13 protein-coding genes are annotated in these 15,562 nt (G+C 61.5%); 6 read left to right on the top strand and 7 right to left on the bottom strand.

Going from position 1 to position 15,562, the window contains the following annotated elements; genetic code table 11:
- Positions 1-40: 40 nt before the first annotated feature.
- Entirely contained in the window at positions 41-898 is an 858-nt protein-coding gene (nadC, locus tag KR52_RS03570) for a carboxylating nicotinate-nucleotide diphosphorylase (protein ID WP_253912443.1), read from the bottom strand.
- Positions 899-967: 69 nt separating this feature from the next.
- On the opposite strand from nadC, the gene KR52_RS03565 reads away from it, so the two are divergent.
- The gene (locus KR52_RS03565; RefSeq protein WP_038552543.1) at positions 968-2,560 is read left to right on the top strand and encodes a permease; all 1,593 of its coding nucleotides are present in this window, start codon (positions 968-970) and stop codon (positions 2,558-2,560) included.
- On the top strand, positions 2,557-3,090 hold the full coding sequence (locus tag KR52_RS03560; protein ID WP_038552541.1) for a peptide deformylase: 534 nt from the start codon (positions 2,557-2,559) through the stop codon (positions 3,088-3,090). Before KR52_RS03565 ends, KR52_RS03560 begins: the two co-directional genes overlap by 4 nt.
- 5 nt (positions 3,091-3,095) lie before the next feature.
- Here the strand turns inward: KR52_RS03560 and mnmE are convergent, their stop codons facing one another.
- Complete coding sequence (mnmE, locus tag KR52_RS03555) at positions 3,096-4,448, bottom strand: tRNA uridine-5-carboxymethylaminomethyl(34) synthesis GTPase MnmE (RefSeq protein WP_038552538.1); 1,353 nt, start codon at positions 4,446-4,448, stop codon at positions 3,096-3,098.
- 54 nt (positions 4,449-4,502) lie between these two features.
- On the opposite strand from mnmE, the gene KR52_RS03550 reads away from it, so the two are divergent.
- Positions 4,503-5,042 carry a DUF2062 domain-containing protein gene (locus KR52_RS03550; protein WP_051834262.1) on the top strand — a complete coding sequence of 180 codons (540 nt, stop codon included), beginning with the start codon at positions 4,503-4,505 and terminating at the stop codon, positions 5,040-5,042.
- Here the strand turns inward: KR52_RS03550 and KR52_RS03545 are convergent.
- Positions 4,972-7,305, bottom strand: a complete 2,334-nt coding sequence (locus KR52_RS03545; RefSeq protein WP_038556793.1) for a bifunctional (p)ppGpp synthetase/guanosine-3',5'-bis(diphosphate) 3'-pyrophosphohydrolase — start codon at positions 7,303-7,305, stop codon at positions 4,972-4,974. The two genes, KR52_RS03550 and KR52_RS03545, sit on opposite strands and share 71 nt — an antisense overlap.
- 20 nt (positions 7,306-7,325) lie before the next feature.
- Between KR52_RS03545 and KR52_RS03540 the strand changes: the two genes are divergently transcribed.
- Positions 7,326-8,966: an ABC transporter ATP-binding protein gene (locus KR52_RS03540; protein ID WP_038552536.1), complete on the top strand. Its 1,641-nt coding sequence runs from the start codon at positions 7,326-7,328 to the stop codon at positions 8,964-8,966.
- Between the two features lie 317 nt (positions 8,967-9,283).
- Here the strand turns inward: KR52_RS03540 and KR52_RS03535 are convergent, their stop codons facing one another.
- Complete coding sequence (locus KR52_RS03535; RefSeq protein WP_253912442.1) at positions 9,284-10,309, bottom strand: RluA family pseudouridine synthase; 1,026 nt, start codon at positions 10,307-10,309, stop codon at positions 9,284-9,286.
- Positions 10,287-11,486: an MFS transporter gene (locus KR52_RS03530; RefSeq protein WP_156957574.1), complete on the bottom strand. Its 1,200-nt coding sequence runs from the start codon at positions 11,484-11,486 to the stop codon at positions 10,287-10,289. The genes KR52_RS03535 and KR52_RS03530 overlap by 23 nt, the downstream gene beginning before the upstream one ends.
- Between KR52_RS03530 and KR52_RS03525 the strand changes: the two genes are divergently transcribed.
- Positions 11,467-11,769: a hypothetical protein gene (locus tag KR52_RS03525; RefSeq protein ID WP_038552531.1), complete on the top strand. Its 303-nt coding sequence runs from the start codon at positions 11,467-11,469 to the stop codon at positions 11,767-11,769. The two genes, KR52_RS03530 and KR52_RS03525, sit on opposite strands and share 20 nt — an antisense overlap.
- A gap of 234 nt (positions 11,770-12,003) precedes the next feature.
- Here the strand turns inward: KR52_RS03525 and KR52_RS03520 are convergent, their stop codons facing one another.
- Together KR52_RS03520 and ylqF are read right to left on the bottom strand one after the other, a co-directional pair.
- Positions 12,004-13,092 carry a cytochrome P450 gene (locus tag KR52_RS03520; RefSeq protein WP_216725535.1) on the bottom strand — a complete coding sequence of 363 codons (1,089 nt, stop codon included), beginning with the start codon at positions 13,090-13,092 and terminating at the stop codon, positions 12,004-12,006.
- 234 nt (positions 13,093-13,326) lie between these two features.
- Positions 13,327-14,199 carry a ribosome biogenesis GTPase YlqF gene (gene ylqF / locus KR52_RS03515; protein WP_038552526.1) on the bottom strand — a complete coding sequence of 291 codons (873 nt, stop codon included), beginning with the start codon at positions 14,197-14,199 and terminating at the stop codon, positions 13,327-13,329.
- A 154-nt stretch (positions 14,200-14,353) separates the two neighbouring features.
- Here ylqF and pgk point away from each other — a divergent pair, with 154 nt between their 5' ends.
- Positions 14,354-15,559: a phosphoglycerate kinase gene (pgk, locus tag KR52_RS03510; RefSeq protein ID WP_038552523.1), complete on the top strand. Its 1,206-nt coding sequence runs from the start codon at positions 14,354-14,356 to the stop codon at positions 15,557-15,559.
- Positions 15,560-15,562: the final 3 nt, after the last annotated feature.

The following is a 15,562-nucleotide window of genomic DNA, read 5'->3' as shown; positions in this document are numbered from 1 at the left end:
AGAAATGCAGACTCCAATCCAACCATCCGCCGCGCAGGCCTCAGCTGAACCGCATGCTGAGGTCGAGCCAACGGCTGCGGGTGACCGGTGCACTGGTCGAAATCAGATCGATGCCGGTGGCGGCATAGGCCCGCAACTGTGAAGGCTGAAGGCCAGATGCTTCCAGCACCACTGATCCAGCTCCCGGTCGCTCCCTCGCCAGCTGCCGCAACCGTGGCACCAACTGCGTGAGCTGCTCAGGGGTGAACTCATCGAGCAGCACCCCATTGGCTCCGGCAGCCACCGCTGCCATCGCTTCCGCCTCGGTTTCCGCTTCCACGATCACCTGAGACGGCCAGGGAGCTGCAGCACGCACAGCCGCGATCGCCGGCTCCACCCCTCCAGCCCAGGCCAGGTGGTTCTCCTTGAGCATGGCGGTGTCATCAAGGCCGAGGCGGTGATTCACCCCGCCACCACAGCGCACGGCGTATTTCTCCAGGGTCCGCAGCCCGGGGGTGGTTTTGCGGGTGTCCGCCAACGCCACACCCGTTCCCTGAAGATCCGCCACCAACGCAGCGGTGGCGGTTGCAATGCCCGACAGCCGCATCGCCAGATTCAGGGCCGTGCGCTCCAGCGCCACCAGCACCCCAGCCGGCCCTTCCAGCTCCAACAAGCGATCACCGGCCTTCACCACCGCGCCATCGGCCGCCAGCAGGCGCAGTTGCCAGGTTGCATCCGCTGGCTCCAACGCCCGCAGCAATGGCTCCAGCAGCACCCCCCCGCAGAACACGCCATCGGCCTTCGCCATCCAGTGGGCCTGCCCCTGCCGTCCCCGCAACGCCACTGCACTGAGATCGCCACGCCCGAGATCCTCCTGCAGCCAATCCCCCAGCTGACGACGCAGCTGGGGGGTGATCATCAGAGGGGAGGGAGCCCTGGAAAGAGGTTCTGCCATGCCGTCCATGCTGAGGTGTCGCAAGCGTCGCCAATGCCTGCATCTCTACATCGCGTTCTGGGCCCGTGGCGTCCCGGCGATCTGGATGGCTTCCTCGCCCTGGGGCTGAACAACCTGATTCAGATCCTGCTGATCATCAGCCTGTGCCGCGGGGTTCTGGGCTATCCCGACGCCCTGATCTTCGGGCAAATCCTCCCAGCCGCCGGTGTCAGCCTGCTGGTGGGCAATCTCGCCTACAGCCATCTGGCGCGCCGTCTGGGAGCGCGGGAAGAGCGCGACGACTGCACGGCATTGCCCTACGGCATCAACACCGTCAGCCTGTTCGCCTACATCTTCCTGGTGATGCTGCCGGTGAAACTGGCCTCGCTCAACGGCGGCATGAGCGAGGCCGACGCTGTGACCCGGTCCTGGCATGCCGGCATGGTCGCCTGCATGGGCTCAGGCCTGATTGAAACGGCCGGTGCCTTCTGCGCGGATCGCCTGCGGCGTTGGCTGCCCCGGGCCGCCCTGCTCTCCACCCTGGCAGGCATTGCCCTGGGCTACATCGCCCTGGGGTTCCTTTTGCGGAGCTATGCCCATCCCCTGGTGGGGCTCACCAGCCTGGCCGTGATCCTGCTTGGCACCTACGCCAAGGTGAAGTGGCCGCTCCCCACTGGCCTGATGGCCGTGCTGGTGGGCATGGTGCTCGCGTGGAGCAGCGGGCTGATCGGTCCAGACGACAGCGCCTGGCAGTCGGGCCTCATCACGGTGGGGCTGCAAGCACCAACCCTGCAGCTGGGTGCACTCTGGACCAACCGCACCGATCTGATGCCCTGGTTGGGGGTGATCCTGCCGATGGGGCTGTTCAACGTGATCGGATCGCTGCAAAACCTCGACAGCGCCGAAGCCGCCGGTGATCGCTACGCCACCCGCAGCTGCCTGCTGATCGACGGGATCGGCACCCTGAGTGCCGCGGCCCTGGGATCCTGCTTCCCCACCACCATCTACATCGGTCACTCGGGGTTCAAGGATCTCGGTGCCCGATCGGGCTATTCCTGGCTGAACGGTGTGGTGATGGCCTCCGCCTGCGTCCTGGGGCTCTTTGGCGTTGTGGCGCTGCTGATCCCGATTGATGCCGGCATGGCGATCGTGCTCTACATCGGCATCGCCATGACCGCCCAGGCGTTTCAGGCCACGCCTGCCCGCCATGCTCCGGCCGTTGTATTAGGCATTCTTCCGGGGCTGGCCGGCTGGGGCGCCCAACTGCTGAAGGCGGGGCTGCGCACGGGCGGCCTCGGCAGCGAGGCCCGACCCTTCAGCGAGGCCCTGGTCACTCAGTTGGCCTCAGGCGATGTGTGGGCGGCCGGGGCCTTTGCCCTGGAGCAGGGGCAGATCATCACGGCGATGCTGCTGGCAGCCCTGCTGGTGTTCGCCATCGAAGGCCGCTTTCTGGCAGCGGCAGCCTGCAGCGGATCGGCCGCGGTTCTGGCTTGGTTCGGGATCCTGCATGCCTGGCGGTTCTCCAGCGCCGACACCGTGCTGAACCTGGGGTGGGGCACCGGTGAACCGTGGGCTGTGGCTTACACGGCCATCACGCTGCTGATCCTGATCGCCAGGCTGATGCCTCGCCAAAAAGGAGAGCGATGAGCATTCGACCCGTTCTTCGCCTTGGTGATCCTGCCCTTCGCCAGCGGGCGACTGAGGTGCCAGAGAGCTGGTTCGGTTCCGAACATCTCCAGGCCCTGATCAACGACCTGATCGACACCAAAACCGCCCGCTCCGGAGCAGGACTGGCCGCCCCGCAGATCCATGCACCCTGGCGTGTGGTGGTGGTGGGCATGGCCCACAATCCCCGCTATCCCGATGCAGCGCCGGTGCCGGAGCGGGTGATCATCAATCCCTTGATCACTCCCCTGAGCAAGACGACCATCGCGGGCTGGGAAGGCTGCCTGAGCGTGCCGGGCCTGCGGGGCGAGGTGGCCCGCTGGGCCAACATCCGACTGCAATGGCGTGATCTGCAAGGCCGCTGCCACCGCGAACACTTCAGCGGCTTCGAAGCCAGGGTGATGCAGCACGAGTGCGATCACCTCGACGGCGTGCTCTTCCCAGATCGCCTGCAATCGCCGACAGCCTTCGGGTTTGAGGAGGAACTGCAGGCTTCAGGCCGTCTGCCTTAGGCGGCTCACTTGCCGATACAGAAGCGGGAGAACACACGGTCCAGCACCGCTTCGGTGAGTTCTTCCCCGGTGATCTCCCCTAGAGACCGGATCGCCTCGCGCAGGTCGATGGTCCAGAAGTCCCAGGGCAGCTGCTGGGCCGCCACCTCCTGGCTGCGGGCTAGCGCCTCAGCCGCCCGCGCCGCCAGATCACGTTGGCGTTGATTCAGTGCCACCAACATGCCGTCGGTGCCTGCCGCACCACAACGCTCGAGCAGGGCCTGTACCAGGTCCGCTTCCCCCGTGCCCTCCAACGCCGACAGCTGAACATCCACCGGCTGAGGGAAGGCCCCCGCAGGGAGATCCGCCTTGTTGGCAACCAGGATCCTGGGGATCTGCTGCGGGATGCGCGCCAGCAAGGCCGCATCTTCACTGGTCCAGCCCGCATGGCCATCAAGCACCAACAGCACCACATCCGCCGTGGCCAGCGCTTCCTCGCTGCGAGCAATCCCCAGCTGCTCCACCGCATCGTCGGTGCTGCGGATGCCGGCGGTGTCGAGCAGGGTGATCGGCACGCCCTCCAGAACGATCTCGCTCTCCAGCAGATCCCTGGTGGTGCCCGGCAGATCGGTCACGATCGCCCGCTCGCGGCGGCTGAGCCGATTGAGCAGGGAACTCTTCCCCACATTGGGCCGACCCACCAACGCCACCCGCAGCCCCTGACGCAGGGCATCCCCCCGCTCGCCATCCCGCACCAACTGCTGAAGCTCAAGGCGCACGGCGTTCAGCTGCTGCAAAAGGGCATTGCCATCAAGAGGTGGCAGGTCCTCCTCGAAATCGACCCGGGCCTCCAACTCAGTGAGCTGGTCCAGCAGCCGTTCCCGCAGCGCCGTGATCTGGGCCTGAATGCCGCCATCGAGGCCCGCCATCGCCAACTCGGCCGCCCGGCGGCTGCGGGCCGCCACCAGCTCACTCAACGCCTCCGCGCGGGTGAGGTCGAGCCGCCCGTTGAGCACGGCCCGCTGGCTGAACTCTCCTGGCTGGGCCCGGCGCACTCCCGGCTGCCGCAGCACCTGTTCGAGCACCCGCTGCACCGCGATCACCCCGCCATGACAGTGGATCTCCGCCACGTCCTCGCCAGTGAAACTCCGCGGCCCGCGCATCAGCAGCAACAGCACCTCATCAAGTCGCCGGCCTTCGCCATCAATCACGTGGCCATAGGCCACCCGGTGCGACCCCCAGGCCTGACAACCCGGACAGTGCACCACGCTGCGTCCTGTCGCTTCCGCATCAGGGCCGGACAGACGAATCACAGCGATCCCACCCTGCCCTGGCGCCACGGCAGTGGCCACCGCTGCAATCGTGTCGGTGCTGGGCACAGCATTCGCCTCCGGTGCTCCATACCTAGGATCCAGCCGTCATTTGCTGGGTTCATGCGCCGGTTGCTGCGCCTCGGACGCCTCCGGATGCGCCGCGGGGTGCTCTGGTTGTGGAGGCAGGAAGGAACCCCTGGGCAACGGGCCCGCGGCCTGGCCGCCGGCGTGTTCTGCGGCTGCTACCCCTTCTTCGGGCTGCAGATCTTCCTCAGCGTGGGCGTCGCCACCGTTGTTCGTGGCAACCACCTGCTCGCTGCAGCGGGAACCTTGGTGAGCAATCCCCTCACCTATCTGCCTCTGTACTGGTTCAACTACCTGGTGGGCTGTCAGCTGCTGGGCCCTGGCCGGAGCGGGATCAACCCGGCGGAGCTCAATCGCAGCAGCCTGTGGGCCCAGGGATGGGACTTCACCCAGCGCATCCTGCTGGGCTCGAGCGTCGTGGGGATGGTGCTGGCCATCGCCAGCGGCTGGATCGCCTACCGCCTGTTTCAGCGGCGAAGGCCAGGCCCATCGGCAGCCAGGGCAGCTAGGCCGATCCCACCCGGGCAATCCCAATCACATCCGCCATCGAGCGGATCTGGTCCATGGTGCGGCTGAGCTGATCGGCACCCTCCAGTTCAACCCGGAGATCAATCCGGGCTGGCCGGCCCGCTGCGGTGGTGACCCGGGCATCACTGACGTTGATGGCGCCATCGGAGAGGCGCAGCAGGATGTCCTTGAGGATGCCCACACGATCGATCACTTCGATGCGCAGCTGCACCGGGAACCGATGTTTCTCCCGATCGGCGTGGGTGGTGTTCCAACGCACAGGCAGCCGCCGTTCCCGGGGCATCGTCTCCACGTTGGAGCAGTCCTGCCGGTGAATGGTGATGCCGTGGTTGCCGAGGGCGACCGTGCCCACAATCGGCTCTCCCGGCAACGGACTGCAGCAGCCACCAAGGCGGTAATCCAATCCCTCGAGCCCAAGGATCGCCCCTTCGCCTCCAGAACGGTCGGGCGCCAGATCCCGCGATGGCACCAGCGCCGCGGCAACGTCTTCGTTGCTGGGTGGGGCCTGCTGCTGTTCCGCCAGCAGGCGCATTTCTTCCCGCAAACGGTTGAGTGCCTGCTGGAGCGTGACATCACCGAACCCCAGTGACGCCAGCAGATCCTCGGTGGTGGGCACATTGCAGCGCTGGGCCACCCGCTGCATCGCTTCACTGTTCAGCAGGGCATCGAAGCCATCACGCCCCAGCTCCCGCTCCAGCAGATCCTTGCCCCGTTCAATCGTCTCGTCACGGTGGCTGCGCTTGTACCACTGGCGAATGCGATTGCGCGCCGTCGGCGTGGCCACAAAGTTCAGCCAATCCAGGCTCGGGTGCGCCGTCTTGCTGGTGAGCACCTGAACGAAATCACCGTTCTGCAACGGTGTCGCCAGGGGGCATAGCCGATCGTTGATGCGGACGCCATGGCAGTGGTTGCCCACTTCGGAGTGGATGCGATAAGCAAAATCGACGGCTGTTGCCCCCTTGCGCAAACCGAGCACATCGCCCTTCGGGGTGAACACGAAAACCTCTTCGTCAAACAGGTCTTCCTTGATCGACGAGAGGTAGTCGTTGTGATCATCGTTACCGCCTTCCTGCTGCCAATCCACCAGTTGACGCAGCCAGTTGAACCGCTCCGCATTACTGCTGCTGCTGGCGGGAGATCCCCCCTCCTTGTATTTCCAGTGGGCCGCAATCCCGAATTCGGCCACGTGGTGCATCTCAAGCGTGCGGATCTGCACTTCGATCGGGCGGTGCCGACCGATCACGGCCGTATGCAGGGATTGATATCCATTGGGTTTGGGCAACCCGATGTAGTCCTTGAAGCGGCCGGGGATCGGACGGAAGGTGTCGTGAACCACGGCGAGAGCGCGATAGCAGCTCTCAACACTGGTGGTGAGGATCCGCAACGCCGCCACGTCGTAGATCTCGTTGAACTCCTTCTGCTGACGCTGCATCTTGCTCCAGATGCCGTAGAGATGCTTGGGACGACCACTCACCTCACAGCTCTCCAAGCCGGCCCGCTCCAGCCGTTCATTCAGCAGCCCCACCGTGACGCCAAGCCGTTGCTCCCGCTCACTGCGCTTGGTCGCCACCTCCTCCTGAATCTCACGGAAGGCCTCCGGTTCCAGCAATTTGAAGGCCAGATCCTCCAGCTCCCACTTGAAGCGTCCGATGCCAAGCCGGTTGGCTAGGGGTGCATAGATCTCACGGGTTTCACGGGCGATCCGTTGGCGCTTCTCCTCTTTCAGGGCACCGAGGGTGCGCATGTTGTGCAGCCGATCCGCCAACTTCACCAGCACGACGCGGATGTCACTGGCCATGGCCAGGAACATCCGCCGCAGATTCTCGGCCTGAGCTTCCGTGCGGTCGTTGAAATGAATACCGCCGAGTTTGGTGACCCCCTCCACCAGTTCCCGCACCTCGGAACCGAAGTACTGCTCGATCTGATCAGGGGTGACGTCCGTGTCTTCGACCACGTCGTGGAGAAAGCCAGCGGCAATCACCGGGGCGCTGGCGCCGATATCGCGCAACAGATCGGCGACGGCCACCGGATGAACGATGTAGGGATCACCACTGGCCCGGAACTGACCTTCGTGGAGCTGAAAGCCGAAATCAAAGGCCGACACCAGCAGCGCCTCGGCATCGGTGGGACAGCTCTGGCCGATGCCGGGGGGCACATTGGCAATGCACTCACGCAACCAGTCCGGAAGTGGGATGGCGTAGTCATCCGGATGGCGTATGGGATGGCGCCGGACTTCCGGCAACACGCAGCCAACCCTTGCCGAACCGGCATCGGTTCGGGGCTCTTTGGGTGTGGAGGCAGCGTTGAGCATCCGACCCATCGGGTCAATCCATGGTATTCAGTGCAGGACCCCCCGTCGCTCCTGCCGCACTGTTCATGGGCCGGCCTGTCCTGGAACTCGAACAGCTGCGCTTGCGCTACCCCAGCAGTGAGCGATGGACGCTCGATGGGCTGAATTTGAGCCTCGATCCTGGGGAAACCCTGGCCCTGGTGGGATCCTCGGGCTGCGGCAAGAGCACCGTGGCCCGGGCTGTGATGCAACTCCTCCCGCGGGGCACGGTCTGTGAAGGACGCCTCACCTTGACCGGTCAGGATCCACGCCAGCTCAGGCGACCGCAGCTGCGCCAGCTGCGGGGTGAGGCCGTGGGTCTGGTGTTCCAGGACCCGATGACGCGGCTGAATCCGCTGATGAGCGTGGGTGGACACCTGATCGACACCCTCAGGGCCCACCGCCCTGGGACCAGCACCGCTACCCACCAGGAACGGGCCCGGGACCTGCTGGAACGGGTGGGCATTGGTGCCAACCGCTTCCGTGCCTACCCCCATGAACTCAGCGGCGGCATGCGCCAACGCCTGGCGATTGCCCTGGCTATCGCTCTGAAGCCACCGCTGCTGATCGCCGATGAACCCACCACCAGCCTGGATGTGGCGGTGGCGGGGCAGGTGATGGCCGAGCTAAGCGGTCTCTGCCAGGAGCTGGGCAGTGCCCTGCTGCTGATCAGCCATGACCTCGCCATGGCCGCCCGCTGGTGCGACCGCATGGCCATGCTCGACGGCGGACGCAAGGTGGAGGACGGACCCAGCCGTCAGCTGCTCACCCGGCCGCAATCATCGGTAGGGCAACGGCTGGTCGCCTCCGCGCAGGCCAGGGAAGGGGGACAGTCGCCGGAACGCCCCGACACCACCAGAGTGCTGCGGGTGGAGGAACTCCGCTGCTGGCATGCCGTGGGTGGCGCCCCTTGGTCGCCCGTCTGGCTGAAAGCGGTGGATGGGGTGAGTTTTGAGCTCAAGGCCGGAGAAAGTCTTGGGGTGGTTGGGGCCTCCGGCTGTGGCAAGAGCACCCTTTGCCGGGCCCTGATGGGACTGAATCCGATCCGCGGCGGACGGGTCGACCTGCTCGGCCAGGACCTTCTGAGCCTGCGTGGAGAGGCGCTGCGGACAGTCCGTCGGGCCCTCCAGATGGTGTTTCAGGACCCTCTGGCCTGCCTGAATCCCGCCCTGCAGGTGGCGGATGCCATCGCCGATCCGTTGCTGATCCATGGCCTCTGCTCCAAAGCCGCGGCCAGGGAGGAAGCCCGTCGCCTGCTGGAGCGGGTCGGACTCAGCCCCGCAGAGCAGTTTCAAAACCGACTGCCCAAGCAGCTCTCTGGTGGCCAACAACAGCGGGTGGCCATCGCCCGCGCCCTGGCCTTGAAGCCCAAGGTGCTGATCTGCGACGAGAGCGTGAGCATGCTCGATGCGGAGGTGCAGGCAGATGTGCTCGCTCTGCTGCGGAAGCTGCAACAGGAGCTGGGGCTTGCCATCGTGTTCATCACCCACGACCTCTCAGTGGCCAGTGGCTTCTGCCATCGGGTGATGGTGCTGGACCAAGGCAAGGTGGTGGAGCAGGGGCCAGGGGACAGAATCTTCAGTTCGCCCCAGGCGCCAATCAGCCAGACCCTCGTGGAGGCCTGTCCCCGGCTGCCGCGCTGAGCTCAGACGCCCTTCGGAAGGTCAACCACGATCAGATGCCGGCGCAGGGCATCAGGCAAGACCTCGCGGCGAACCGAACGGATCAGTGCGGACAGCCAAGTCCTGCGGCAACGAACCCGTATGACCATTGATCGGCCCATGGATGACGAGCTATCAAACGGCAGATTCAGGGCTTGTCCAGCGGGGATGGGATCCTTCTCTCCAACACCCCCTGCACTTCAAGCACTCACATACCGCTCGGCCACTGGCTTCTGCGCGATGACGCTGATCTCAGCCGCTGCACACCTGCCAGGGAATGCTGACCCGGATCGTTGCCATCAACAGGACACAACGCGCCGCCGCAACAGCCCCAGCAATTTCTCCATCACCGGAGGAAGGGGCGCCTCAAACACCATCCGCTCCCGGGTGATCGGGTGATCCAGCCCCAACTGCACGGCATGCAGGGCCTGACCGGGCAGGTCCATCGGCAATTTGCGGCAACGGCTGTAAGTGGGATCCCCCACCACAGGATGATTCATATGGGCGCAGTGGACGCGGATCTGATGGGTGCGTCCGGTATCGAGCTTGAACCGCAACAGGGAGTAGTCGCCAAGACGCTCCACCAAGGTCCAGTGGGTGCAGGCGTAACGACCGTTTTCAGAGCTCACCACGGCATATTTCTTGCGATCCGCCGGATGGCGACCGATGGCGCCGACGATCGTGCCGGAATCGCCGCCGGGCACGCCATGGACGACGGCGAAGTACTCGCGTGACGCGATCCGTTTCTGGATCTGCACCTGCAGCCGCACCAGGGCTTCCTGGCTCTTGGCGATCACGATGCAGCCGGTGGTGTCTTTATCGAGACGGTGCACGATCCCCGGCCGCAGCTTGCCGCTGATGCCGGGCAGGTCCGGGCAGTGATGCAGCAGGCCGTTCACCAGCGTGCCGTCCTTGTTGCCCGGCGCCGGATGCACCGTCAACCCGGCCGGCTTATTGAGCACAATCAGATGGTCGTCCTCAAACAACACATCCAGATCCATCGGCTCCGGCTTGAGGTAAGGCAGCGGTTCCGGTGGAGGCATCCACAGCTGCACCTCATCGCCCTGGCGCAGGGGCGTTTTAGCCTTGCCGGTCTTGCCGTTGACGCGCACGTAGCCCGCGTCGATGAATTTCTGAATCCGGGCCCGGCTCTGCTCCTTACGCTGGCTCACCAGCCACCGGTCCAGCCGCATCGGCAACGGCTTGGGATAGGTCAGCGTGACAAGCGTGCCCTCCCCTTCCCCAAAGGAATGATGCAAATCAGTTTCCGTGGGGCCGCTAGGAGAATTCACAAGATCGGTCTCATGGCTGACGCAAGGACGCATGGGGCTGAAGACGTAGAGGGAGTTGCGTCACAAACGCAATCACAACCAAAATCACGGCAAACGTCAGCAAGCCGTACCAACCCCACACGGGCCAAAGACGCACTTGCAAAAGCCCTGAAACAGTCGCTGCAGAGAAGGCACTGACAAACAGCAAACTACCCAGGCGTGATCGTGACGCCTGATCAAGCGAGAACACCCGAGACTGGTTCGCAACATAACTTCCCTGAACCCCAAAATCGATCAAGGACAAACAAACCAAGAGGCCAAGCGTTGATGACCCAACCCCAAAAAGCCCAACAACGCCGATCAACGTTGATAACGTGCAACTTATGATCACCCAAAATGGTCCAAAACGATCCACCAGCTTGCCCACAAACTGCGACGAGAGAGTACTAGCCAGTCCAACAAGACCAAACGCACCAATTTGGGCTGATCCATAGAACCAAGGAGCGCCTGCCAAATGCAGAGACAAGCCCGTCCAGACAATCGCAAATGCTGCAAACTGAAACCCCTGACTCGCGCAAGCGCAGCGGAGCACAATGAATCTCCTGATTAACTGGAGTTGCGAAGCAAGAAGCCTCCGATAAGACACGTCAACTGTTTCGCCATCTTTCGGGATGAGCCGTGGCCAAAGGAAGGCAATCGCAAGCATCAAAAAAGAGGAGAGTAAATAGATACTTTTCCAACCAAACCAATCAGCGAGAGCACCACTAAAAAAGCGAGAAAGAAGAATTCCCGAAAACTGCCCAGCAAGAAGCACACCTAAAGCATGGCCACGCTCAGCCTGAGGAATCAGCCCAGAAAGATAAGACGGAAGCATATACGACGTCAGAGAACACAATCCAAGACAGAAAAATGCTGCCAATACAAGATAATAATTAAAACTCAGTACCACCGCTAGAGCTGATGCAGAACAACCAAAAGCAAGCCATCGAAGCAACAGGCGTCGGTCCCAGATATCGCCTGCCGGCAATAGAAACACCAATGACGTCAAAAGCCCTGACTGCAAGAAGACAGGCACCCAAAACACTTGCCCATCATGCAAATCATAGCCATTTGATATTACCGGCAAGAGAGATTGAGAGTAAAACATATTGCCTATATTCACGCCCATAACCACAGCTAAGATGGCGAGGGGATATTGACTCTTTGAATTCATGGCCGGCGGAACCGTCAATCTTCATAGTCCTAACACGGCGAATTCAGACAGTCCGTTAACGCATGAGCAACAGACAACACGTCTGATTCACGAATTAACAGAGATTGGGAAGGAAAGTCCTAACAAAAGACAAGCCGAGATCATTACCCTTTGCCGGCCGATCCTTCTCGATTCCATAGCCGTCATCATCGATGGACTATTCAATGACGACATCAGAAAGCTAGAACAAAAAGTTGGCACGATTGCTGCTGATGAGATATGGATCACTGGCCTAAAAAAAGTCAAAGCCTCCACGGCTTGATTTCACTTTTATCAGCTGCTGCAACTTGGAATGAACTGATCGATGGTCATGCAAAAGCCCACGGTCGTCCTGCGCTGCATAAAGTGCCTCTCTGCATCAGCCTTCCAACATGGGTCAATGCAGAATCGACGGAATGAATCAGATTATTTTTTAAGGGAGACTCCTTAGGCTTATTACCAGGACCAACAAAGAGACATTCAATGTAATCCATAGCAGATAACAGCGATTTAGGTTCTATTTATGAGACACTTCAAGCATCAATCGATCGAAGCCTCGGAAGCGATCTCCGACAAACCGTTGACTCTCAGACTCGATCACTGACAGCGATGAAAAATGATCACAGAATGCATTCAGCGCAGCCTGACCTTCCATCCTCGCGATTTGAAGACCGAGACATTGGTGTAATCCAGGCGCAAAACTCACATGAGAATTGGGGCGGCGATCCAGCAAAAACTGATCAGGATCAGGGAAGGCCTTGGGGTCTCGGTTCGCAGCACCCACCAGAACGGATAATGAGTCTCCTGCCTTCACAAGCTTTCCAGCAATTTCGATATCTTCCAAGGCTACGCTGGCATTGGTGGCCTGAGCAGGAGGATCCCAACGCAACAACTCTTCCAGTGCGGGTATAACGAGCTCACGGTTGTCCTGGACTCGAGCATAAGCATCAGGATTCATCGCCATCACCCAGGCCAATGTACTAACCAATAACCTAAGCGTAAAAACACTTGCCGAATAGAAGTTACTGCTAATAATCAACAATAATTGCTCATCCGATAGATGGACACCCTCCTCTGGATCAGCGATCAAACGACTCAATAAATCACACGAAGGATTGCTGCGCTTTTCATGGATCATCGGCAAAAAGTATTCTTCATAAAATGCGATTGAATCATCTCCTTTCCCCATTGTTGATTCTGTTTGCGTGAGTCCTCTCGCACGCACAAATGATCCAACCTTGCGCCCCACCTGTCCTTGCTGATCAGCAGGGACTCCCAACAGCTCACTGACCACCATGACAGGGAGAAGATCAGCAACCTCATGCACAACGTCAAATTGTTTTTGACTCAACAAACTCTTTAGACGAGAATCCAAAAACGAGGCCGTAAATTCCTTCAACGCAGGAAAATCAATTCTTCGATACGCATTGGTGACATGGTGACGAATTCTCGCATGATCATTTCCATCCAGAAATGGAAGATCATTCTTTTGCCTTTCAAAAATATGTCCATTACCAAATCGAGATATCAGTTTATCGAGGTGCTGTTGGCGACTAAAGCGATGGTCTTTTAATTGTTCCGAAGCCTCTCGGTAGGCGACAATCATCCACATTTGAGGCCCTTCGCACCAATGAATAGGCGACTCTTCCCTCAGCTGGGCATAAACCGAATAGGGGTCATCCCAACCAGGGAGACAGGGGTCTTGGTAGAAACTCTTTATCGCGTCTTGCATCTTCATGGATGACTTCCATGTGCATCAAAAAATAATTGAAGCAATCTCAGGATTTAGCAGTGATTTTCGCAATCCATTCTTAACAATGAATGTCAGCTATCCCTCGTTCTAACGCTCAACGGGCAACTCCAACGCGATGGAGCCCAACATCGAGCGGCGGAAATCATCCAGCAAACGTTGTGACATCCGTGCCGTATCCCCAGAGGTATGTCTTTCGGCCGCTGCCTCCAACCAAAATGCTGGGTCAGCAGTAGGGCCGTCCACTGGCGTTCCATAACGTTGCTCAAGGATCGACAACACAACCCCAGAGTCTTCCCGCCCCTGCGCATCGATCAACAGCCTCAAGAACGCCTGAGCCACCAACTCACCGTCATAAGCGGCCTGGCCAATGTCGTCGCAGAGGGCGAGCCGAAGGGCCGCCTGCTGGTCATCGAGCCGAGGGGGCAGCACCCCCGGCGCATCGAGCAGGTCCAGGTCCTGCCCCAGACGCACCCAACGCAGGGTGCGCGTCACCCCGGCCCGCCGGGCACTGGCCACCACCTTCTGGCGCACAAGGCGATTGATCAACGCTGACTTGCCCACGTTGGGAAAGCCCAGGGTGAGAGCCCGCACCGGCCTAGGGCGCATGCCCCGGTTGCGGCGCCGTTCGTTGAGCTGGTCGCCGGCACGGATTGCGGCCTGCTGCACCTGCTTCACGCCGGTCCCGGCCTTGGCATCACACCAAACCGTCCGCTGCCCCTGGGCCTTGAACCAGGCCTCCCAAGCCTCCTTGGCCGCCGCGGTGACCATGTCGCGCCGGTTGATCACCAACAGATGCTGTTTGCCCTTCAACCAGCGATTGAGATGGGGGTGGCCCGTGGCCAGAGGGATGCGGGCATCACGCACCTCGATCACCAGATCCACCTTGTCGAGATGGCGCTTGAGCTGCTGCTCCGCCTTGGCGATGTGGCCGGGGTACCACTGGATCGTTGGGGTGCTCACGAACGCAAACGCACAGAACAGACGACCCGCTGCATCACCGAGGCAGATGAGCTCAGCAAAGTCCCGTGAAACAAATCCACTTTGAACGCACTGGAGTCTTTGCCGTTCACACGGGTTAATGTCACCCCGTTTTCTTACCGCACGACACAACCCTATGGCGAAGCGTTCCCTGGCCAGCCTCAACGCCGGCGACCTGAGCGGCAAACGCGTTCTCGTGCGGGTTGACTTCAACGTGCCCCTGAACGACGCCGGTGCGATCACCGACGACACCCGCATCCGCGCAGCCCTGCCCACGATCAACGACCTGATCGGCAAGGGCGCCAAGGTGATCCTCTCGGCTCACTTCGGCCGGCCCAAGGGCCAGGTGAATGATGCGATGCGCCTCACCCCAGTGGCCGCACGTCTAAGCGAACTGCTGGGCAAGCCCGTGGCCAAGACCGACAGCTGCATCGGCCCCGACGCCGAAGCCAAGGTGGGCGCCATGGCCAACGGCGATGTGGTGCTGCTGGAGAACGTTCGCTTCTTCGCCGAGGAAGAGAAGAACGAAGCCGGTTTCGCTGAGAAGCTTGCAGGCCTCGCCGAGGCGTACGTGAACGACGCCTTCGGCGCCGCCCACCGGGCCCACGCCTCCACCGAAGGCGTGACCAAGTTCCTCAAGCCCTCCGTCGCCGGCTTCCTGATGGAGAAGGAACTTCAGTACCTGCAGGGTGCTGTGGATGAGCCCAAGCGTCCCCTGGCCGCGATCGTTGGTGGTTCCAAGGTGAGCTCCAAGATCGGCGTGCTCGAGGCCCTGATCGACAAGTGCGACAAGGTGCTGATCGGCGGCGGCATGATCTTCACCTTCTACAAGGCCCGCGGGCTCTCGGTGGGCAAGAGCCTGGTGGAAGAGGACAAGCTGGAACTGGCCAAGGAGCTGGAAGCCAAGGCCAAGGCCAAGGGCGTGCAGCTGCTGCTGCCCACCGACGTGGTGCTGGCAGACAACTTCGCCCCCGACGCCAACAGCCAGACCACTGATATCAACGCCATTCCCGATGGCTGGATGGGTCTCGACATCGGCCCCGACTCGATCAAGCTGTTCCAGGACGCCCTGGCCGACTGTCAGACCGTGATCTGGAACGGCCCCATGGGCGTGTTCGAATTCGACAAGTTCGCTGCCGGCACCAACGCCATCGCAACCACCCTGGCCGACCTGAGCGGCAAAGGCTGCTGCACCATCATCGGCGGCGGTGACTCCGTGGCAGCGGTCGAGAAGGCTGGCCTGGCCGAGAAGATGTCCCACATCTCCACCGGAGGTGGCGCCAGCCTTGAACTGCTGGAAGGCAAGGTGCTGCCGGGTGTGGCTGCCCTCGACGCCGCCTGATCA

This window comes from Synechococcus sp. KORDI-52, assembly GCF_000737595.1.
GTDB lineage: Bacteria > Cyanobacteriota > Cyanobacteriia > PCC-6307 > Cyanobiaceae > Parasynechococcus.
The sequence above is the reverse complement of the archived record's forward strand: the minus strand, read 5'-3'. Positions and strand labels throughout refer to the sequence as shown.